Here is a 19,748-nt window from a genome sequence, read left to right on the forward strand (position 1 = left end):
GACAGACGGCTGTCGCATGCCTTGCAGGGCAAATGCGCGCGGCGCGAAGGGAGATACGACGACCTGCGACCTAGGCGCGTGTCAATCCATGCCAATGTCCTAGGCTCGTCGACGTCTTCTACGAGAATGTCAACAAGGCAAAGTTTGAAGGGACGTTAGACGGCAGCTTCGTGTTGCAGGGAGAAACCTACCTTGTCGAGGCGAAGTGGCAGTCCGAGCCCACCGGAGCGGGGGACTTGCACGCTTTTCACGGGAAGCTTGAGCAGAAAGCAGCATGGGCCCGAGGCTTGTTCGTGAGCAACAGTGGCTTCACCGCGGACGGGTTAGCCGCCTTCGGTCGCGCCAAGCGCGTTATTTGTATGGATGGTCTAGACCTCTTCGACACACTGAACAGACAGCTTCCCTTGAACCATGTGCTCGAACGGAAGGTCCGGCGTGCTGCGGAATCGGGGCTTCCTTTCGAGCGCGTTCGGGACCTTTTTGCGTGAGTGAAACCTGGATAGCTATGCCGATGCATCGGGATGGGTAATTGGCAAACAGACTGCGAGGATGCTCGCCTCTGTGTCGTTTTCCCGAGGCGAACCCTTTGACCAGCTGTGCGCCGGCCTCGCGGTGACAGCCGCCTACCTGAGTGGAGTCATCGAATGGAAATCATCGTTGAGACGTCTGTGCCCTCTGGCGAACCTTCGTCGGCAGGCTTGCGCGTGAGGCCGCTTCCTGGGCAGGGAGTAGACCCAAACCTCAAAGTCGAGTGCAGTCGTTCAATGCGGCAGCAGCATCCAGCGGGTTCGCTGTTTCGGCTCTGCGTGAAGCTGAGTGAACGACAAGGCACACCATTTCTGTACGCTCATCCGTCCGCGCCGTTCGAACACGTGAATCGCGAAGAAGCGAGACGATTCATTTCGACCGTGTTCGGCGCATGACAGCTCGAAGCAGATTCATGGGAACACAAAGACGATGCAACAGGCGACCTATAAAGGTTACGTGCTAGGGGGCCATGCCATCGACCAGCAGAAAGAGGTTCTCGCGCCCGAGCAATACTACGCGAGCGGGACGATACTAGCGACCGGAAATTCGCGGAAGCCTCGGGAGTTCTCGCGTCTTTGACACCGAAGACGAAGCGTAGGACGTCGGACACTCGCGTGGGTGCTCGCTTGGGTCGACTCGCACGGTTACCCGAGGCGAATGGACTGTGCCCTCGATTCGTACTGAACAACGCCACGGGGTGCATCGACTCGCGTCACGTTCACAAAGTGAAGCTCCAAACGAAATCTCGAACATCACAAAATATAGTTTTACGATATACGTACATCAAAAAACAAATTAAATTTCGTATTTTTGTATATCCTATTAACGCGTTTTTCCACTGACCATCCTTGCTGCGTCTGCTCATTCCCAAACGAGCGATTCGCTGGAACTCCTGCCATACAAGGCTTCTAGCCGATTGGAAGCGCATTTTGGTACTGCAGCAGTGGTCGAATATTTTCAGTCAATTGTATTAGTTAACTAGCATTCTTAAAAAATAATTACATATTTGCATTTAAAAAAATTAACACTTGATTATCCCAGATTGGTCTGCTAATTTACGTTTAGGCGCAATGCCGAATTAAGCATTTTCTTGAATTGACCTCGTTCTCGACCTGGCTGCGACCGGCGCTCTATTTATGAGTAGATAAAGAGGCGAGGTTCGCAATGCGGGAAGTTGCAGGATGTGTAGGGGTCGGCGGATACAAGCGGTTTGCGGCCGCTTTCGCTCAGGCTGTTCGGTTGCCGTACTCGGATGCCTTCCGCCCTTCGGGCATCTTCCGTCAGAGAAACGCGACGGCTTCACGACGTGAAGCACCACAGCAGCCCCGACCAAATCATCGCGTACCGCAGCGTTTCAGGCCGCATGTGCGGGGAGTTCGACCGTGAGGAAGACCCTTCACTCGGTCGTGGAAATTCCCATCGCGGAAGGTCCCTTGGGAGCGAGCATCCCATTCCTGTTCCTCAGGGACGGCGAAGTTAGCATCTTCGCGCTGGCTTGGTCCCGGCATCACGCCCTGTACGAATTCACATCGCCCGCCGAAATCTTTGCAAGCATTCACGCGATTGGCCTGTTCTACGACTTCTACTATCTTGTGGAAAAGGGTCGACCTGTTTCAGCAGAAGACCTTGGCCGCGTTCTCGCGAGGTTTATGGAGGCGCGCGAGCATGGAACCGCTGAGTTGTGCTGGGATGCCGTGCAGCGGAAAACAGCCATAGACGACGTTCGCCGGATAAGTGCCTTTGGAGAATTCTGCGCGAACAGCCGAGGTGAAGGGACCACAGGTTACGCCACTTTTCCGAGACCCGAGCTCCGCAGACCTTAATCGTCCGATTGAATACTCTCGCCTCGCTCGCTTTTACGTAAAGGTGCTGCAAGAGACACAGACGCGCATAGAAGCCAAGTACGGGCAGCGAATCGCCTTGGTAGAGAACGATGGAAAAGGAGGCCTCAAATGGCTAGTCGACCTTCACTCACTTCGAGTTAGTGGGATTTCCAACCTGATTGAGGCAGGGGTTCCGCTCGAGGTAGTTTCGATGTTCGTGGCGGGGCACCAAACCCTCATCATGACTCTGCACTATCTCAAATATTCACCGGCAAAGCTGCGCAAGTTCATTCTTGACGCGCACGAAAGAATGGTCAACGACCAAGATTTCGTTGGGTCCGAACTCTTCGCGTCAAGCCTTGACGAACTTGCGCCGTACCTGCTCGGTCAGGAAGGTCCGGGAGTGGGGCCGGGCTTTCGCGCTCTGCAGGAGCGTACAGGGATTATGACCATCACGTCAGAAGGCATCTGCCCAGGTACGTCATGCAGTGTGGGCGGCCCCCTCATAAGCGTCGCACATAACACATACGCGCCGGTACCCGGAGGAAAAAGATGCGGGCTTTGCCGCTTTTGGATGACGGGCCCCGCTCATCTTCTCGGTCAGGTCACGGCTGTTAACAATCTTGCGTTTGTAATTCGCAAGAAGGGGCTAGAACTTGCGAAGATAAACGACGAGCGCCTCGACGCAGAGGACTCAGGTAACAAACGCAAAGCGAGAGAACTCCGCGACCGTGCAGACATCTTGAACCGGGAACTTGAAATCGACGTAAATGAATGGATTGCTCGCTATCGATATGCTGAAAAGTCCGTCGCACTCATGGATGATTACCTCGCTACGAAAAAACGTGTGACAGGTGAAGGAGCCAATGTCCCGGTGCCCGTGTTGACGTCAAGTAGTGGCCCGGAGCTCCGGGTCACTCTTGAACAGGCACACGAATTCGAATTGCTCGACCAGATTACGCAGATGAGCTCTTTCTCGACCAGCTTCAGCAACCGCGAGGCGGAGCTCGAGAAGAACGCAATCTTGTCTAAGCTGACGACTGCGAATGACATGAAGCCCTTCCTACTCAACCTTAACGACGAACATGCGCACGAAGCCGGAAATCTGCTTTCGTCTTTGATATTGCAGCAAGTCCGTGGTCAGAAGCTTGACGACCTACTGTCGGGCAAGAAGCCGCTCAAAGACTATCCTCGCCTTGCCAAAGCTATCAAGCTACTCGAGGAAAATGCGACCGCCGAGGCGCTGTCGGATTCGAATCAGATGAGCCGATTGGCCGCGCTGGTCGGCAAAGCGGCCGGGCCATCTGGTGCAACAGACGAAGAGGAGCAGTTCGCGTGAGTAAAGCAGCCGCCGTCGACAACCTGTACGCCGATTTGGTTTCGGCTGCTACGAATCCACGTCAACTTGAATCGCTGGAGAGAATCAAGAAGGCATGTGACTATCTGGAAGAACAGAGCGTCCAAGTTACGGCTAAAGCTATTGAGCATTACTGTGTCGACCGGGAATGGGGGGCCCGAAAGCCCAATCCATACGAAATTCGCCGGTCCTACGCCACTATGTTGACGTTCGGCGGTCTACTCAAGATGTGACATCTTCGGGCGGGACAAAGCGGGCAGAGCCGCTCATCGCTGACGAAACGGTCCGCGCCTATGTCCGTCTGCTTCAGGAAGAGCGTGACCAGGCGCTTGCAGCACGGGCCCGTATCGAGGCCGGTCTTCGCTTGATTCCTGGCGTCCCTATAGATGAGCTTATTAGGGTGGGATTCGGACGTGGAACATTGTCAAGTTCCAAATCCCCGGACTCCACCGCGTTGCCCGTAGCCGCAAAGGACGCGCTCGAAAAACTATTCGACACAAACATCCTTGCAAACTGCGGCTTGCAACTGCACAAGGACCGTATTCGACAAGCTATAACAGGAAATGTGCTTCTCGAGAAACACCATGTGACCGCGCTGCGAGAGCTGGCGGGGCGGAGCAAAAGCTAAAACTTTCACATACATTACAAATCGGCTGTTTTTGAATAGTTGCCCAACTAATATGGAGCGCCGCGCCGGTGGCGCTTTAGGTACTAATAGTTGCTAGTTGGGGTTTTTAACGACCGGCTGCATCCAGGCGCAAACCTGCCACACCGGGCGCTGCCCGACCGGCGTCGCGACCCAGGATCTGGTGCGCCAGCGCGCGCTGGTGGTGCCGGACAAGGCCGACCGCGTGTTCAATTTCCACCACAACACGCTACATGCGCTGAAGGAAATCATTCAGGCCGCCGGGCTCAGGCATCCTGCTGAACTGCGCGCGCATCACATCGTGCGGCGCGTGTCGTCGCATGAGGTGCGCCTGATGTCCGAGCTGCTGAAGTATCTCGAACCGAACGATCTGCTCAACGGCAACTATCGCTACTCGCTGTTCGAGAAGTACTGGCCGCTCGCGCAAAGCGATTCGTTTGCGGCGAAGGCGGAGCTGGCGGCGACGTAATCGCCAAGCGCCCGCGCAACACATAGGGCCGCCTAGCGCGGCCCTGTGTCGTTGAAAAACCGCGCTCACTCGCGTCCGACCCCGCAAAACGGACACCCCCCTGCCTTTCCGTTAAAATCTCAGGTTTAGCACTTCGCTCCACGGCCATCTCGCGCGCTTCGGCGCTGCGCGGCACGGCCTCATGCCCGAAAGGCACTTCATGCTCACGTTTCAGCAAATCATCCTGACACTGCAGTCCTATTGGGACAAGCAGGGTTGCGCGTTGCTCCAGCCGATCGACATGGAAGTCGGCGCGGGCACGTCCCACGTCCATACGTTCCTGCGCGCAATCGGCCCCGAGCCGTGGCGCGCCGCCTACGTGCAACCGTCGCGCCGTCCGAAAGACGGCCGCTACGGCGAGAACCCGAATCGTCTGCAGCACTACTACCAGTACCAGGTGGTGCTGAAGCCCGCGCCGGAAAACATTCTCGACCTGTACCTCGGTTCGCTCGAAGCCCTCGGCTTCGATCTGCAGCAGAACGACGTGCGCTTCGTCGAAGACGACTGGGAAAACCCCACGCTCGGCGCCTGGGGCCTCGGCTGGGAAGTGTGGCTGAACGGCATGGAGGTGACCCAGTTCACCTACTTCCAGCAAGTCGGCGGGTTGGACTGCAAACCGGTGCTCGGCGAAATCACGTACGGGCTCGAGCGTCTCGCGATGTATTTGCAGAAGGTCGAAAACGTCTACGACCTGGTGTGGACCGAGTGGGAAGAGCAAGGCCCGAACGGCCCGGAACTCCGCCGCCTAACGTATGGCGACGTGTATCACCAGAACGAAGTCGAACAGTCCACGTACAACTTCGAACAGGCCAATGTCGATCTGCTGTTCACGTTCTTCAACAGCTACGAAGCGGAAGCGAAGCGCATGATCGAAGCGCAGATCGCGCTGCCCGCGTATGAGCTGGTGCTCAAGGCCGGCCACACGTTCAACCTGCTCGACGCGCGCGGCGCGATTTCGGTCACGGAACGTGCGGCGTACATCGGCCGGATTCGCGCACTGTCGCGTCTGGTCGCGCAGGCTTACTACGATTCGCGTGAAAAGCTCGGCTTCCCGATGCTCGGCAATCCGGTGCACGGCGTGCCCGGCCTCACCACCGACGAGCAAGATGCCGCAATGCCCGCATGGGCGCCGCCGCTGAAAGTCGAACGCAAGATCGACCAGGACTGACGAGAACATCAATCAATGACTCATCCCCATCAAGCTACCCTGCTCGTCGAGCTGCTCACCGAAGAACTGCCGCCGAAGGCGCTCGCGCGTCTCGGTGACGCGTTCGCCGAAGGCATTGCGCAGCGCCTCGCGGCGCGCGACCTGATCGACGGCGAACTGTCGTTCGAACGTTATGCCACGCCGCGCCGCCTCGCGGTCACCATCAAGAACGTGCGCGCGGTCGCGCCGGAAAAACACGTGCGCGAAAAAGTGCTGCCGGTTTCCGTCGCGCTGGACAAAGACGGCCAGCCCACCGCACCGCTTGCAAAGAAACTCGCTGCACTCGGCTTCCCCGACTTTTCGGTCAGCGATCTGGAGCGCGCGCCGGACGGCAAGGCCGAAGCATTCTTCCTGCGCTATGCGGCACCGGGCGCAACGCTGGCCGAAGGCCTGCAAAGCGCGCTCGACGAAACGCTCGCCAAGCTGCCGATCCCGAAGGTCATGACCTATCAGCGCCCGGACGGCACCAATGTGCAGTTCGTGCGTCCGGTACATCGCCTGACCGCGCTGCATGGCGACCAGATCGTGCCGGTCACCGCGTTCGGCATCGACGCCGACGACACCACGCTCGGCCACCGCTTCCTCTCCGAAGGCTTCGTGCAGATCCAGCATGCGGATGCGTACTCGGAGACGCTGATGCACAAGGGCCGCGTGGTGGGGAACTTCGCCGACCGCAAGGAAACCATCCGCACGCATCTGCTCGCGCACGCCAACGGCGACCAGGTGGTGATGCCGGAAGCGCTGCTGGACGAAGTGACGTCGCTCGTCGAATGGCCGGTGGTCTACGCGTGCCGTTTCGAGGACGAGTTCCTGCAAGTGCCGCAGGAATGCCTGATCCTCACGATGCAGACCAACCAGAAGTATTTCGCGCTGACCGATGCGAACGGCAAGCTGCGCTCGCGCTTCCTGATCGTGTCGAACATCGAAACGACCACGCCGGGCGATATCGTCGAGGGCAACGAGCGCGTGGTGCGCCCGCGCCTGGCCGATGCGAAGTTCTTCTTCGAGCAGGACAAGAAGAAGCCGCTCGCGGATCGCGTGCCGCTGCTCGCCAACGTCGTCTATCACAACAAGCTGGGCTCGGCGCTGCAACGTGTCGAGCGTGTCGAAGCGCTGTCCGGCGCGATCGCCGGGCTGATCGGCGCCGATGCTGCGCTCGCAAAGCGCGGCGCGCGTCTGGCCAAGGCCGACCTGATCACCGACATGGTCGGCGAATTCCCCGAGCTGCAAGGCACGATGGGCACGTACTACGCGCGCCACGACGGCGAGCCGGAAGAAGTCGCGCTCGCGTGCACGGAACACTATCAGCCGCGCTTTTCGGGCGACGCGTTGCCCACCACCGCGACCGGCACCGTCGTCGCGCTGGCCGACAAGCTCGAAACGCTGGTCGGCATCTGGGGCATCGGCCTGCAACCCACCGGCGAAAAAGACCCGTTCGCACTGCGCCGTCATGCGCTCGGCGTGCTGCGGATTCTGGTCGAGAAGCAGTTGCCGGTCGACTTCGTCGAACTACTGCGCACCGCTTACGCGCAGTTCGCCGGCGTGCCGAACGTTGCCGATTCGACGCAAGCCATCTACGAATTCAGCATGGACCGCCTGCGCGGCCTGCTGCGCGAACGCGGCTACGCGGTTGGCGAAATCGACGCGGTGCTGGCCCTGAACCCGACGCGTCTCGACGACATCGTCGCGCGCCTCGACGCGGTGCGCGAGTTCGCGACGCTGGCCGAAGCGGAATCGCTCGCCGCGGCCAACAAGCGCATCTCGAACATCCTGAAGAAGTCGGAAGGCGCGGCGAGCGGCGGTGTGCAGCCCGCCCTGCTCGTCGAGACGGCGGAACAAGCCTTGCATGCGCAGCTCGAACAGGTCGCGCCGCGCGTGCAGACGCAACTGGCCGCGCGCGACTACACGGGCGCGCTGACCGCGCTCGCCGCACTGCGCGAGCCGGTCGACACGTTCTTCAACGACGTAATGGTCAACGCCGAAGATCCGGCGCTGCGCGCCAACCGTCTGGCCTTGCTCGGCGCGCTGCATCAGCAGATGAACTGCGTCGCCGACATTTCCCGACTCGCCGCCTGAGCCCCGCGCCATGCTGAACAGAAAAGTGGTGATCCTCGACCGCGACGGCGTGATCAACGTCGACTCCGACGCGTTCATCAAGTCACCGAGCGAATGGGTCGCACTGCCTGGCTCGCTCGAAGCGATCGCGCGTCTGAACCAGGCCGGTTATCGGGTGGCGATCGCGACCAACCAGTCGGGCATCGGCCGCGGTCTGTTCGACATGAACGCGCTCAATGCGATGCATCTGAAGATGCATCGGATGGCGGCGGCGGTCGGCGGACGTATCGAAGCCGTGTTCTTCTGTCCGCATACGGCGGAAGATCACTGCGAATGCCGCAAGCCGAAGCCCGGCATGCTGAAGATGATCACCGAGCGTTTCGAGGTCGATCCGGCGCACACGCCGGTCGTCGGCGATGCCATGCGCGATCTGCAGGCCGGCGCGGCGCTCGGCCACCCGCTTCATCTGGTGCTGACCGGCAAGGGCCGCAAGACGCTCGCGGCCGGCGGCTTGCCCGAAGGCACGATCGTGCACGACGACCTGCGCGCATTCGCGCTCGACTTCCTCGCCGACGCTCAAGAGTGACGCGCGCCAGGCGCGCCCCAACCCTCACAGACCACGCCGATGCGCTTCATTCGTTCTTTGCTGCTGCTGATCTACTTCTTCCTGTTCACGGTGCCGTATGCGATCGCGTGCTTCATCGCGTTCCCGTTCTTGCGCGCGGACAACCGCTACTGGATGGCGGCCGGCTGGTGCCGCGCAACGCTCGAGACGGTGCGCTGGCTCAACGGCATCCGCTACCGGATCGAAGGCTACGAGAACCTGCCCGACGGTCCGGCGGTGCTGCTCTCCAAGCATCAATCGGCGTGGGAAACGCTCGCGTTTCCGGCACTGATGCCGCAGCCGCTGTGCTACGTGTTCAAGCGCGAACTGCTTTATGTACCGTTCTTCGGCTGGGCGCTGGGCATGCTGAAGATGGTTCACATCAACCGCAAGGAAGGCAAGTACGCGTTCGAATCCGTCATCAGACAAGGCAAGGCGCGCATGGCGGAAGGCGCATGGGTCATCATGTTTCCGGAAGGCACCCGTACGCCCACCGGCAAGCAGGGCAAGTACAAGACCGGCGGCGCGCGCTTCGCGATCGCCTGCGGCGCGCCGGTCGTGCCGATCGCGCACAACGCAGGACGCGTGTGGCCGCGCAACTCGTTTCTGAAATATGCGGGTATAGTCACAGTGTCGATCGGCAAGCCGATCGAGACGACGGGGCTCACGCCCGACCAAGTCAACACGCGCGTCGAACAGTGGATCGAAACCGAAATGCGTCGCATCGATCCCACCGCGTACCGCGCGGCGAACGACAACTCTGCCGCCGCACCAATCTGACGCGCCCACGCCCTCACGGGCGTCTTGCGCGAAGCGAATCCGATGCAGAAGTCTCCTACGTCGCAGCCCGCTGCGGCGCTCGATAACCGGCAGCTCGATCTCCCGCTCTTCGCCGAGCCGGGGTCGATGTCGTCGTCCCCGTCCCCTTCCGCGCCATCGCCCGGCTCGCCTGTCGCGCAACAGCCGGCCGTACCGCTCGCGCCGGACGGCAGCAAGTTGCGCAGCCTGGCCATCGGCTCGCGCATGCTGCATTACGCGCTCAAGCGTTCGGCGCGCCGCTCGATCGGCTTCGCGATCGACAGCACCGGTCTGACGATCACCGCGCCGCGCTGGGTCACGCTCGCCGATATCGAAACCGCGATCACCGAAAAGCAGCGCTGGATCTTCACGAAGCTGATCGAATGGCAAACGCGAGTCGAACAGCGCGCGTTGCCGAAGGTCGACTGGAAAGACGGCGCCGAGGTGCCGTATCTCGGCCAGCCGGTGCGTGTGAAGCTCGGTTCGCCGCAAGGCACGTTGGCGTTCAGCGCAGCCGACGCGGCGCTGCAAGTGCCGTTGCCGTTGCAGGCCGATCCGCAGCAGATCAAGGACCGCGTGCAAGGCTGGCTGCAAGGCGAAGCGAAGCGTCTGTTCGGCGAGCGCCTTGCGATTTACGCGGACAAGCTCGGCGTCAACTATCGCGCGTATGCGCTTTCGTCAGCGGCCACGCGCTGGGGAAGTTGTTCGAGTGACGGCAAGATTCGCCTGAACTGGCGGCTGATTCATTTTCCGCTGTCCATCATCGACTACGTGGTTGCACACGAGCTCGCGCATCTGCGTGAAATGAATCACAGCCCGCGCTTCTGGCAAACAGTCGAATCGATTTTTCCGGAATTCCGCGAAGCGCGGCAGACGCTGAAGTCGCATCCGCCGGAATTGCTGCCAACGCTCTGAGGTCCTCGCGCCTTTGCTCAAACCGGTGCTTCATCTTGATGAAGCACCGGTCCGCATCGCAACCGGCCAACACCAGTCACGCATCGCGACAACTCGCGGCTTACTCCGCGCAGAAGGTTTCGTGCAGATGACGCCACGTCACCTTGCCGCGCGCGTCGAGATCCAGCACCGCTGTGGAGCGCCGCACGTTCGCGTTGCCCGCAGCGTCGCGCTGAAACTCGCGATACTTCACCACCGCACCCGACGGATACTCCGCGACGATCTCCATGTCGCGGATCGCGATTTGCGAGCCGGGACGCGCGCCGCGCAGCTGCGCGAAAATGTCGCACGCGCCCGCATGATCCAGCGCGGCACCGGACGGCATCACCATCGTGAATTGCGGCGCGAAGCGCGCCACGATCCGTTGCAGCGCGCCGTCGTCCGCGGAGCCGTCGAGCAATGCCTGGATTTCGGCGTGGATCTCGCCGAGTTCTTTGAAGTAGGGGTTATTGTTGTTCATTGCTTGAGTTTGCCCCGCCGACTACCTCATTTTTTCTTCTGGATGAATTCGATCTTGTAGCCGTCCGGGTCCGTGACGAAAGCGATCACGGTGGTGCCGTGTTTCATCGGGCCGGCTTCGCGCACGACCGTGCCGCCCTGCGCCTTGATCTTGTCGCAAGCGGCGTATGCGTCCTCGACTTCGACCGCGAGGTGTCCGAAACCGGTGCCGAGATCGTACGAAGGCGTGTCCCAGTTATGCGTCAATTCGATGACGGTGCCGTCGCGTTCGTCCGTATAGCCGACGAAGGCCAGCGTGAATTTACCGTCCGGGTAATCGTCGCGGCGCAGCAGTTTCATGCCGAGCAGCTCGGTGTAGAAGGCAATCGAACGATCCAGATCGCCGACCCGGAGCATGGTGTGAAGCAGGCGCATTGTGCACTCCTTGGTGCGTGATAACGAGACCGTCAATGTACCCGGAATCACGCGTCGCTGCAGGGGACGGATCGCGCGCGCCGGCGCTCAGAACTGATGCCGCAGCCCCGCCATGAGCCCGAGTTGCGTGCCCTTCTGCGCGAGTCCGATGCCGTTGATGCCTTGCAGTTGCGCGCCGATCAGATCGCCCCGGTACTGCGCGAAATCGCCTTCCAGATAGACGTCGGTGCGCCTCGACAGGTTATAGTCGGCGACCAGTTGATACTGCCATGCCGAGCCGTCCTGTTTGGCGGTCTTGCCGTCCTGCAACGTGCGCCATACGTTCGCCGCGAAGTGCCACGCGTTGCCGACCTGCTGCGTGATGCCGCCCATCATCATGCGACGCCTCGCGAAGTCCGTGTACTTGAGCGCGGCTAGCACGGGCGCGGTGAAGGGTCCGTTGGCGAAATTCGAAAAGCCCGCGTCGTTCTGATTGACGATGTAGCCCGCCGAGAAGCGCGTCAGGTTCCACGTGTACGAACCGCCGAAGGTCCATGCCTTGGCCGCCGCGCCGTTGACCGAATCTTTCGACTCCTCGTACGCGCCGCCGATGCTGAACGGACCGCCCGCCGGTCCGTAGGCCGCGGCCGCGCCGATCTGGCTGCCGTACGAATTGCCTGCGTTGCCGCCGAGCGCGTAACCGGCCGAGAAACTGAAGCCGTTGTATCTCGCCTGATATTGCGCCTGGTTGCTGGTCCAGATGCCGCCCGTCATCGTCACTTCCGGCTGGAAGCTGAAATCGTAGGGAATCCAGTAGTTGCTGCCATATCCGCCGGCCGTGATGCCTTCGATCATCACGTTGAACTGGCGGCCCAGAATCACCTGGCCATACGCGTTCGAACGCACGCCGACCTGCGCTTCGTTGAAGAACGGCAACGTGGGATCGCTCTGCCCGCTGTTGATGTAGAAACGATTTTCGAGCTTGAAGAAGGTGGACCAGCCGCCGCCGAGATCCTCGACGCCTTTGACACCCCAGCGGCTTTGCGTCAGGCCACCAGGACCAAGCCCGATCGACGAGTTGCCAGCCTTGTTCACGTTGGTCAGATAGCGCACGCTTTCGTCGGCCACGCCGTACAGCGTCACGCTGGACTGCGCGTGCGCCATCGGGCATCCCAGCGACGCGATCGCCGCGGGCATCCATGCCGCCCACCTGCTTACGTGCTTCATGTCGTCTCCTCGTACCGGCTCCGCGTTGCGCGAATTGGGTCGTCGGCGTGGGCGTCGGCGCGCTGCACTACAAGTGACGCAGTCCGTACGAATATCCTGATGAATGCTGGTGTTCGAACCTTAGCGCGAAATGGCGGCGCTCATAAATTAGTCTTACGAAGGTGTTGCTAACGGAGCAAAGGACTTGCGGCCTGTAAGAAGCACGCGTAGAAGGTAGGGGCTTCGGTTGGCCGGCGGGCTGGGTTTGCTATCGTATGACCTATCGAGGCAGCCGCTCGCCCTTAGGCTGGCATCCGCGACTGAGCGCCGCTCCCTTCACCGCTTTTCCCAGATCTCGCCGCCATCGACACCCATGAGCACCACCGCCCTGCCCGCACGCCGCGCCCCGGATAGATTCGCAATCTTGTTGATGATCGGCCTGTGCGCAATCTGGGGACTGCAGCAGGTCGCGATCAAGAGCGCCAACCCGGCGCTGCCGCCGGTTTTCCAGGCCGGCTTGCGCTCGGCGATCGCAGCGGTGCTGGTGTGGGGTTGGGCGCGTACCCGCGGCACGCCACTCTTTCGCGACGACGGCACGCTTGGCGCGGGCCTGCTCGCGGGCGTGCTGTTCGCCGCGGAGTTCGTCTGCATCTTTCTCGGCTTGACGCTGACCAGCGCGTCGCGCATGGCGGTGTTTCTGTACACGGCACCGTGCTTCACGGCGCTCGGGCTGCACGGGTTCGTCGACGGTGAACGGATGCGGCGGATTCAGTGGCTCGGCATCTTCGTCGCGTTTGCCGGGATGGCGCTGGCATTCGCGGACGGCTTCCTGCACGGACCCGCTGCGCGCGGCTCGGCGCTCGCGGGCTTGGCCGGCGACGCGCTCGGCGTGCTGGCCGGCATCACCTGGGCCGCGACGACCGTGGTGGTGCGCGCGACGCGCCTCGCGCAATCGAGCGCCAGCAAGACGCTGTTCTATCAGTTGGCGGTGTCGGCGGTGGTGTTGCTCGCGCTGGCGCTCGGGCTCGGCCAGGCCCGCGTCGAGACCGTCACGCCGCTCGCCCTGGTGAGCCTCGCGTATCAGGCGGTGGTCGTCGCGTTCGTCAGCTATCTGGTGTGGTTCTGGTTGCTGACGCGCTATAGCGCGTCGCGCCTGTCGGTGTTCTCGTTTCTCACGCCGATGTTCGGCGTGACCTTCGGCGTGCTGCTACTCGGCGACTCGTTCAGCCTGCGTTTCTTGTTGGCCGCGATGCTGGTGTTGACCGGCATCGCACTGGTCAACGCACCGGCGAAGCGGCTTGCGGCTTAGGGATTAGCGCATCGCGAGCGCGATGCATGGGGTGTGGCCAGCGCGCGAGACTTACCCTTTGCCCGCCACGATCTGCGCGACGCGCACGTATTCGGCGACCGGCACGTCTTCGGCACGGCGTTGCAGATCGAAGCCGAGCGCGTCGAAATCCACCGAATCGCGGAACGCAGCCAGCGTATTGCGCAACATCTTGCGACGCTGCGAGAACGCCGCCGTCACCACTTCGCCCAGCACCCGCTCGTCGACAGCCGGCAGTTCATGCAGCTCGTACGGAATCATCCGCACGATCGCCGAATCGACCTTCGGCGGCGGCTGGAACGCTTCGGGCGGCACGTCGAGCTGCTTGTCGATCACATAGCGGTATTGCAGCATCACCGACAGGCGGCTGAACGCCTTGGTGCCCGGCTCCGCCACCATCCGTTCGACCACTTCGTTCTGCAGCATGAAATGCTGATCGATCACGAGATGCGCGATCGAGGTCAGATGAAACAGCAACGGGCTCGAAATGTTGTACGGCAGATTGCCGACGATCCGCAGCGATGCCTTGTCGCCGGGCGCGGCCAGCGAGCCGAAGTCGAACGCGAGCGCATCGCCCGCGTGCAGTTCGAGCAGATCGCCGAACTTCGTCTTCAGGCGGCCGATCAGATCGCGATCCAGTTCGACCGCGTGCAGCGGCGCTTCCGGCGTCGCCAGCCGCTCGATCAGCGGTTCGGTGAGCGCGCCGAGCCCCGGCCCGATTTCGACCATGCGCTCGCCGCGCTGCGGCCGGATCACGTCGACGATCGAATCGATCACGCCCATGTCGACGAGAAAGTTCTGACCGAAACGCTTGCGCGCGAGATGACCTTGGTGTCGGCCCTGTTGCTGTCTGCTGGTGGACATCGAAGAAACGCTAAGAAAGAGAACTGCTTAAGAAAAGGAATACGCGCGACGCGCGTGCGAACCGCTCACAGGCCGCGCATGCTTCGCATTGCTCCTGCGCCTGCTCGCGCCGAACGCCCGGCGGCAGGAACGCGCGCAGCGGCGCTGACTCAGCCCGCGCGGCGGTTCTGCGCCATCGAGACCGCGGTGTCGATGGCGGCAATCAGGCTGCCCGCATCGGCGCGGCCGGTGCCGGCCAGATCGAGCGCGGTGCCGTGATCGACCGAGGTGCGGATGATCGGCAAGCCGAGCGTCACATTGATGCCTTCGCCGAAAGTCGCGTACTTCAACACCGGCAGGCCCTGATCGTGGAACATCGCCAGCACGCAGTCGGCCTGCTCCAGATAACGCGGCTGGAATAGCGTGTCGGCCGGATAGGGACCGCGCGCGTCGATGCCCTGGTCGTTCACGAGTTTGAGGGCCGGCGTGATCACGTCGATTTCCTCGCGGCCCAGATAGCCGTTTTCGCCCGCGTGCGGGTTCAACCCGGTCACGAGGATGCGCGGCGCCGGCAAACCGAAGTGATGGCGCAGATCGTGGTCGATGATACGCAGCGTCGCGACAAGACTCTCGATGGACAGCGCCGCGGAAACATCCTTGAGCGGCAGATGCGTGGTCGCGAGCGCAACGCGCAGCGGACGCTTGCCGGTGCCGGCCAGCATCATCACCACACGCGGCGTGTGGGTGCGCTCGGCCAGGTATTCGGTGTGGCCGGTGAACGGCACGCCGGCGTCGTTGATGGTGCTTTTCTGCAGCGGCGCCGTGACGATCGCGTCGAACGTGCCGGCCATTGCGCCGTCGATCGCACTGTCGAGCAGATCGAGCACGTAGCGGCCATTGGCGGCGTCCAGCTTGCCTGCGAGCGACGGCGCGCCCAGCGCCGTGTGCTGCAGGCGCACACGCTGCCCGTGCGCCAGCAGCGCGGCCCAATCGACACCCACCGCGTGGGCGCGTTCGGCGAGCAGCGCCGCGTCGCCGAGCACGGTGAACTGGGCGGCGGGCCAATGCGCCGCCGCGCCGGCCAACGCCTGCGCCGTCAGTTCGGGGCCGACGCCGGCAGGTTCACCGGTCGTGATCGCGATCTGCAACGGCAGGCTGGCGGACTGGGCGGCGCTCGTCATGATGGTTACTGCACGCTCGACAGCGTGGGTTTGACTTCCACGTACGCGGTGTCGCGCAGTTCGCGCAGCCAGTCGGCGTAAGCCTGTTCCGCCTTGCGCTGACCGATGGCCTGACGCGCCAGATCCATCTGCTGCGACACCGAGCCTTGCGCATCGCGGCGCCCCAGCACCTGGATCAGGTGATAGCCGTACTCACTGCGGACCGGGTCGCTGATCTGCCCGTCCTGCAACGAATTCATGGCGCGCTCGAATTCCGGCACCGTCTCACCCGGGCTGATCCAGCCGAGGTCGCCGCCTTGCGACGACGAACCGTCTTGCGAGTAGGTGTGCGCGAACTTCGAGAAGTCGCCGCCCGCGGCGATCTGGTTCTTGATGTCGAGCAGCTTCTGACGCGCCTGCGGCTCCGACATGCCGTCGCCGACGCGCAGCAGGATGTGGCGCACGTGCGTCTGCACGAGCTTCGGCGCATCCGAGCTGGTGCCCTGACCGGGGCGGCGGTCGACCAGCCGCACGATTTCGAAACCGTCGTTGGTGCGGATCAGATCCGGACTGACTTCGCCCGGGCGCATCGTCGACGCGGCCTTGACCAATTCAGGCGGCAGCTTGGACGGTGCGAGGAAACCCAGGTCGCCGCCGCTCTTGGCCGCGTCCGGCGCCTGCGAGTTGGACTTCGCGAGCTTTTCGAAATTGGCGCCGCCCTTGGCTTCGTTCAGCAGCGCCTGAGCCTTCTGCTGCGCCGCCTCGATGTCGGTCTCCGACGCGTTCAGCGGCGCCTTCACGAAAATGTGCTGCAAATGCAGGTCGCTCGTCTGACCGGCGTTCGGCCCACGCTGACTGGCGATGTAGTTCGCGACCTCGGCATCCGACACCGTGATCTTGCTGTCCACTTCCTTCTCGCGCAGACGCGACAGCGTGAGTTCGGTGCGCGCGTCGCCGGTGAAGGTGGTCCAGGGCACGCCTTGCGCCTCGATGCGCGCGCGGTACATTTCGAGCGACATGTTGTTCGCCTGCGCGAGCCGCTCGAGCGTTTTTTGCACCGCGGCGTCGTCGATGGTGATGCCGTCTTCTTTCGCCTTCTGCAGCTGGATGCGCTCCAGCACCATCTGGTTGAGCACCTGCTGGCGCAGCTGATCCATCGGCGGGACCGGCGCGTTCTGCTGGTTCAGCCGCCGCGTGATCAGGCCGATGCGCTCGTCGAGCTCGCGCCGCGTGATGACACCGTTGTTGACCACTGCGGCGATGGTGTCGACCGTCTGGCCGCTACTGCCGCCCAGCGCCTGCGCCTGTACCGGCGCAACCGACAGGAAAGACGCCGCGCCGACGAGACCGGCCGCAAGCGTTGCCAAGCGAAGCTTTTTCATGATTGCCACAGATACTCCAATGATGTCGGGCACGCCTGGCCCGTCTTTTCGCATTCTATAAATGATCGGGCGCACGTCATTCGTAATTGGTGAAACGCGACTCCGGCGGCGGCGGCGGGGGCAACGGCGTATAGCCCGCCACGCTGCTGCGGAACGCGGTCATCAGCCCGTTGTCGACGCTCGACAAGCCCTTGAACGTCAACTGCGCGAGAAACCGCGTGCTCGACTGAGTCTGCCCCGAGGTGTTCAGACCGTTCGCATAGCGCTGGAGGCCGGCGCCGAGCGTCCAGCAGTCGGCGTCGTATTGCATGCCGATCAGGCCGTCGACGATCCGATGGCCGTTCAGGTCGTAATTAAACCGGGCGACGCCGTACACCCGGTGCGTCAGCGGCCATTGGCCCGAAACCAGCACCTGGTTGATCGGCTGGTTGTCGAGCGTGGTGTTCGCGCGCGTGTAGCGATACGCGACGTTGATCACCTTGCCGCTCGCCGGACTGAACCCGAAGCCGACGCTCGTCTTCACCAGCTGATTGTTGTCGGCATTATATTGGAACGCCGTTTCCGAAGCGAAACCGGCGCCGAGCTTGATCGACGCGCCCGCGATCAGGTCCGAGTGCGTGGCCTGGGTGCTGGTCTGGGTCGGCTCCAGCGTGACGCGCTGATCCTGGAAAAAGTACTGCTGCGCGATCACGAAGCGCGCGCGTTCGTCGCCCGTGGCCGGGTTGATGAAGCGCGTGGTGATGGCGGCGGTCAGACGGTTCGCGTCGGCGATCCGGTCATTACCGACGAAGGTGTTCGGCGTGAAGATTTCCGCCAGACCGAAGTCGGAGTCGGCGGTGTCGAACAGCGGCGCGTTGTTCTGGTTGCGATACGGCGTGTACACGTAGTACAGCCGCGGCTCCAGCGTCTGGATGTAATCCGCGCCGAACACGCGCACCGAACGCTCGAAAACCAGCCCCGTGTCGAACGTGAACGTGGGGATGGATTCGGTGAAATTCTTCGCCGAACCGGCCGGCAGATCGGTGCCGATGTTGTTCAGGTTGTACGACGCGAAGTGCCACTGCACCTTCGGCGTGACGAAATAGCCCGGCCCGACCACCGAATACGACAAATACGGGTTGAACAGCACCCGCTGGCCTTCGGTCACGTCCGCGGTGGTGATGCGGAAGTTCGTGTAGTCGGCCTCGGTGCCGAAATCGAAACCGCCGACGTTGTACTTCGCGTACTTCACGTTTAACTGCGGCTCGCGGCCATACGGCGCGACCGACGGTTCCAGCGTCTGCCAGTGCTGCTCGCGCGCGAGCACGGACCACGGGCCGTTGTTGTAGGTCAACCCGGCTTCCTGCTGATACAGGAGCTGGGTGCCGTTCATGAACTGATTGACCGACGACGACAGGTCTTCCGGATAGGTGTTGTCCGAGACCTTGTTGTAGTAGATGTAGCCGCCGAACCCGTTGCCGAAGTTCTGGTTGTGCTGGATGTACAGCGCGTAGCGGTTCGTATGCGTCAGGTGATCGTCAGGCAGGAACTCGCCGGTGATCGAGCCGGAATACGTGGGCGACAGATAGCGGAACGTGCTCTGCAACTGCACACCGCGCTTTGAGATCAGACGCGGCGTGACCAACAGATCGCGATTCGGCGCGATGTTGAAGTAATACGGCACCGACAGTTCGAAGCCGTTGGTCGAACTCAGCGAGAACGTGGGCGGCAACAGCCCGCTGCGCCGAGCGCCCGACAGCGGGAACGACAGCCACGGCGACGCGAACACCGGCACGCCCTGGAAAAACAGGACACTGTTGTACGCGACGCCTTCGTCCGCGCCGGTGTCGAAGTCGAACTCGCTGCCCTTGATGTACCACGCCGGGTTGTCCGTGCAAGCGCACGCCGTGTAAGTGCCCTTCGTGAACACCGAGCGTTCGTAGTCGAGCAGGTCGACGCGCTCCGCGCTGCCCGAGCCGCCCGTCAGGTTGAAGTGGTATTTCGGCGAGGTCATGAAGCCTTCGGTCGAATCCACGCGCAGATGCGCTTCGGGACCGATGAAGGTATTGCCGCTGTTGATCACGTGCACCTGGCCGTACGCGTCGGCCATGTCGGTGTCCTGATCGTAGTGCAGCGCGTCGGCCTTGATGACGGCGGTATTGCGGCGCACTTCGGCCGAACCCTTGGCCGCCAGGTCCTGGTCGATGGTGCCGCTCGCGCTGTCGCCGAGCACGAACGTGGCCGGCCTCTGGCCGGTCTGCAGCGGATGTTCTTCGAGCTGCGGGTCGAGCCGCATGCCCCAGGGCGCGTTGATAGGTTGCGGCTGCGCGGCTTCCCCCACCAGCTGGGCGTGCGCAAGCGCGGGCATCAGGCCCGGAGCGGCGATCAACGCCGCGACGAGCCGCCTTTTGCGCGGCACTACGGCACAAGAGGGAGTCGTTTGGGAAAGCTGTCTAGGCGGCATGTATCGTTTGGCGAATCGGCCCGTCCGTCAGCTTTTGCAGTCACGATCCACCGCC

General features: G+C 62.3%; 16 protein-coding genes and 2 pseudogenes. 11 read left to right on the top strand and 7 right to left on the bottom strand.

What is annotated here, in order from left to right:
- Positions 1 to 167 precede the first annotated feature (167 nt).
- From PQR02_RS26570 to PQR02_RS26615, 10 genes and pseudogenes are all read left to right on the top strand, one after another.
- Positions 168 to 488: pseudogene (locus tag PQR02_RS26570) on the top strand (restriction endonuclease); the annotation flags it as partial.
- A gap of 1,422 nt (positions 489 to 1,910) precedes the next feature.
- Complete coding sequence (locus PQR02_RS26575) at positions 1,911 to 2,351, top strand: hypothetical protein (RefSeq protein ID WP_408238267.1); 441 nt, start codon at positions 1,911 to 1,913, stop codon at positions 2,349 to 2,351.
- Positions 2,352 to 2,592: 241 nt separating this feature from the next.
- Positions 2,593 to 3,690, top strand: a complete 1,098-nt coding sequence (locus tag PQR02_RS26580; RefSeq protein ID WP_408238270.1) for a hypothetical protein — start codon at positions 2,593 to 2,595, stop codon at positions 3,688 to 3,690.
- Entirely contained in the window at positions 3,687 to 3,941 is a 255-nt protein-coding gene (locus PQR02_RS26585) for a hypothetical protein (RefSeq protein WP_408238273.1), read from the top strand. Before PQR02_RS26580 ends, PQR02_RS26585 begins: the two co-directional genes overlap by 4 nt.
- Positions 3,942 to 4,436: 495 nt before the next feature.
- Positions 4,437 to 4,823 (top strand): annotated as a pseudogene (locus PQR02_RS26590) (glutamate synthase-related protein); the annotation flags it as partial.
- Positions 4,824 to 5,022: 199 nt separating this feature from the next.
- Complete coding sequence (gene glyQ, locus PQR02_RS26595; RefSeq protein ID WP_408238386.1) at positions 5,023 to 6,030, top strand: glycine--tRNA ligase subunit alpha; 1,008 nt, start codon at positions 5,023 to 5,025, stop codon at positions 6,028 to 6,030.
- 15 nt (positions 6,031 to 6,045) lie between these two features.
- The gene (gene glyS / locus PQR02_RS26600) at positions 6,046 to 8,145 is read left to right on the top strand and encodes a glycine--tRNA ligase subunit beta (protein ID WP_408238276.1); all 2,100 of its coding nucleotides are present in this window, start codon (positions 6,046 to 6,048) and stop codon (positions 8,143 to 8,145) included.
- Between the two features lie 10 nt (positions 8,146 to 8,155).
- Positions 8,156 to 8,710 (top strand): D-glycero-beta-D-manno-heptose 1,7-bisphosphate 7-phosphatase, encoded by a 555-nt coding sequence (gene gmhB / locus PQR02_RS26605; protein ID WP_408238279.1) that lies wholly within the window; start codon positions 8,156 to 8,158, stop codon positions 8,708 to 8,710.
- Positions 8,711 to 8,749: 39 nt separating this feature from the next.
- On the top strand, positions 8,750 to 9,508 hold the full coding sequence (locus PQR02_RS26610; protein WP_408238282.1) for a lysophospholipid acyltransferase family protein: 759 nt from the start codon (positions 8,750 to 8,752) through the stop codon (positions 9,506 to 9,508).
- Positions 9,509 to 9,550: 42 nt separating this feature from the next.
- On the top strand, positions 9,551 to 10,441 hold the full coding sequence (locus tag PQR02_RS26615) for a M48 family metallopeptidase (protein ID WP_408238284.1): 891 nt from the start codon (positions 9,551 to 9,553) through the stop codon (positions 10,439 to 10,441).
- Between the two features lie 100 nt (positions 10,442 to 10,541).
- Here PQR02_RS26615 and PQR02_RS26620 read toward each other — a convergent pair whose 3' ends face one another.
- The 3 genes from PQR02_RS26620 to PQR02_RS26630 all read right to left on the bottom strand — a co-directional run bounded on the left by PQR02_RS26620 (position 10,542) and on the right by PQR02_RS26630 (position 12,559).
- Positions 10,542 to 10,940 (bottom strand): hypothetical protein, encoded by a 399-nt coding sequence (locus PQR02_RS26620; RefSeq protein WP_408238287.1) that lies wholly within the window; start codon positions 10,938 to 10,940, stop codon positions 10,542 to 10,544.
- A 26-nt stretch (positions 10,941 to 10,966) separates the two neighbouring features.
- On the bottom strand, positions 10,967 to 11,353 hold the full coding sequence (gene gloA, locus PQR02_RS26625; RefSeq protein ID WP_408238290.1) for a lactoylglutathione lyase: 387 nt from the start codon (positions 11,351 to 11,353) through the stop codon (positions 10,967 to 10,969).
- An 87-nt stretch (positions 11,354 to 11,440) separates the two neighbouring features.
- Positions 11,441 to 12,559, bottom strand: coding sequence for a porin (locus PQR02_RS26630; RefSeq protein WP_408238293.1), 1,119 nt, complete (start codon positions 12,557 to 12,559; stop codon positions 11,441 to 11,443).
- 352 nt (positions 12,560 to 12,911) lie between these two features.
- On the opposite strand from PQR02_RS26630, the gene PQR02_RS26635 reads away from it, so the two are divergent.
- Positions 12,912 to 13,847, top strand: coding sequence for a DMT family transporter (locus PQR02_RS26635; RefSeq protein WP_408238296.1), 936 nt, complete (start codon positions 12,912 to 12,914; stop codon positions 13,845 to 13,847).
- 51 nt (positions 13,848 to 13,898) lie between these two features.
- Here PQR02_RS26635 and rsmA read toward each other — a convergent pair whose 3' ends face one another.
- The 4 genes from rsmA to PQR02_RS26655 form a co-directional block, all read right to left on the bottom strand.
- Positions 13,899 to 14,729 (bottom strand): 16S rRNA (adenine(1518)-N(6)/adenine(1519)-N(6))-dimethyltransferase RsmA, encoded by an 831-nt coding sequence (rsmA, locus tag PQR02_RS26640; protein ID WP_408238299.1) that lies wholly within the window; start codon positions 14,727 to 14,729, stop codon positions 13,899 to 13,901.
- Positions 14,730 to 14,878: 149 nt separating this feature from the next.
- Positions 14,879 to 15,889 carry a 4-hydroxythreonine-4-phosphate dehydrogenase PdxA gene (gene pdxA / locus PQR02_RS26645; protein WP_408238302.1) on the bottom strand — a complete coding sequence of 337 codons (1,011 nt, stop codon included), beginning with the start codon at positions 15,887 to 15,889 and terminating at the stop codon, positions 14,879 to 14,881.
- Between the two features lie 5 nt (positions 15,890 to 15,894).
- Positions 15,895 to 17,259 carry a peptidylprolyl isomerase gene (locus tag PQR02_RS26650; RefSeq protein ID WP_408238305.1) on the bottom strand — a complete coding sequence of 455 codons (1,365 nt, stop codon included), beginning with the start codon at positions 17,257 to 17,259 and terminating at the stop codon, positions 15,895 to 15,897.
- A gap of 67 nt (positions 17,260 to 17,326) precedes the next feature.
- Positions 17,327 to 19,693: an LPS-assembly protein LptD gene (locus tag PQR02_RS26655; protein WP_408238308.1), complete on the bottom strand. Its 2,367-nt coding sequence runs from the start codon at positions 19,691 to 19,693 to the stop codon at positions 17,327 to 17,329.
- Positions 19,694 to 19,748 lie beyond the last annotated feature (55 nt).

The organism is Paraburkholderia sediminicola, assembly GCF_046026895.1.
Classification (GTDB): Bacteria; Pseudomonadota; Gammaproteobacteria; order Burkholderiales; family Burkholderiaceae; genus Paraburkholderia; species Paraburkholderia sediminicola_C.

Bases quoted from the DNA above. Each gene is read 5' to 3' on its own strand.
- PQR02_RS26580 (WP_408238270.1), top strand. From the start codon at position 2,593: ATGACTCTGCACTATCTCAAATATTCACCGGCAAAGCTGCGCAAGTTC.
- glyQ (WP_408238386.1), top strand. From the start codon at position 5,023: ATGCTCACGTTTCAGCAAATCATCCTGACACTGCAGTCCTATTGGGAC.
- glyS (WP_408238276.1), top strand. From the start codon at position 6,046: ATGACTCATCCCCATCAAGCTACCCTGCTCGTCGAGCTGCTCACCGAA.
- gmhB (WP_408238279.1), top strand. From the start codon at position 8,156: ATGCTGAACAGAAAAGTGGTGATCCTCGACCGCGACGGCGTGATCAAC.
- PQR02_RS26610 (WP_408238282.1), top strand. From the start codon at position 8,750: ATGCGCTTCATTCGTTCTTTGCTGCTGCTGATCTACTTCTTCCTGTTC.
- PQR02_RS26615 (WP_408238284.1), top strand. From the start codon at position 9,551: ATGCAGAAGTCTCCTACGTCGCAGCCCGCTGCGGCGCTCGATAACCGG.
- PQR02_RS26620 (WP_408238287.1), bottom strand. From the start codon at position 10,940: ATGAACAACAATAACCCCTACTTCAAAGAACTCGGCGAGATCCACGCC.
- gloA (WP_408238290.1), bottom strand. From the start codon at position 11,353: ATGCGCCTGCTTCACACCATGCTCCGGGTCGGCGATCTGGATCGTTCG.
- PQR02_RS26630 (WP_408238293.1), bottom strand. From the start codon at position 12,559: ATGAAGCACGTAAGCAGGTGGGCGGCATGGATGCCCGCGGCGATCGCG.
- PQR02_RS26635 (WP_408238296.1), top strand. From the start codon at position 12,912: ATGAGCACCACCGCCCTGCCCGCACGCCGCGCCCCGGATAGATTCGCA.
- rsmA (WP_408238299.1), bottom strand. From the start codon at position 14,729: ATGTCCACCAGCAGACAGCAACAGGGCCGACACCAAGGTCATCTCGCG.
- pdxA (WP_408238302.1), bottom strand. From the start codon at position 15,889: ATGACGAGCGCCGCCCAGTCCGCCAGCCTGCCGTTGCAGATCGCGATC.
- PQR02_RS26655 (WP_408238308.1), bottom strand. From the start codon at position 19,693: ATGCCGCCTAGACAGCTTTCCCAAACGACTCCCTCTTGTGCCGTAGTG.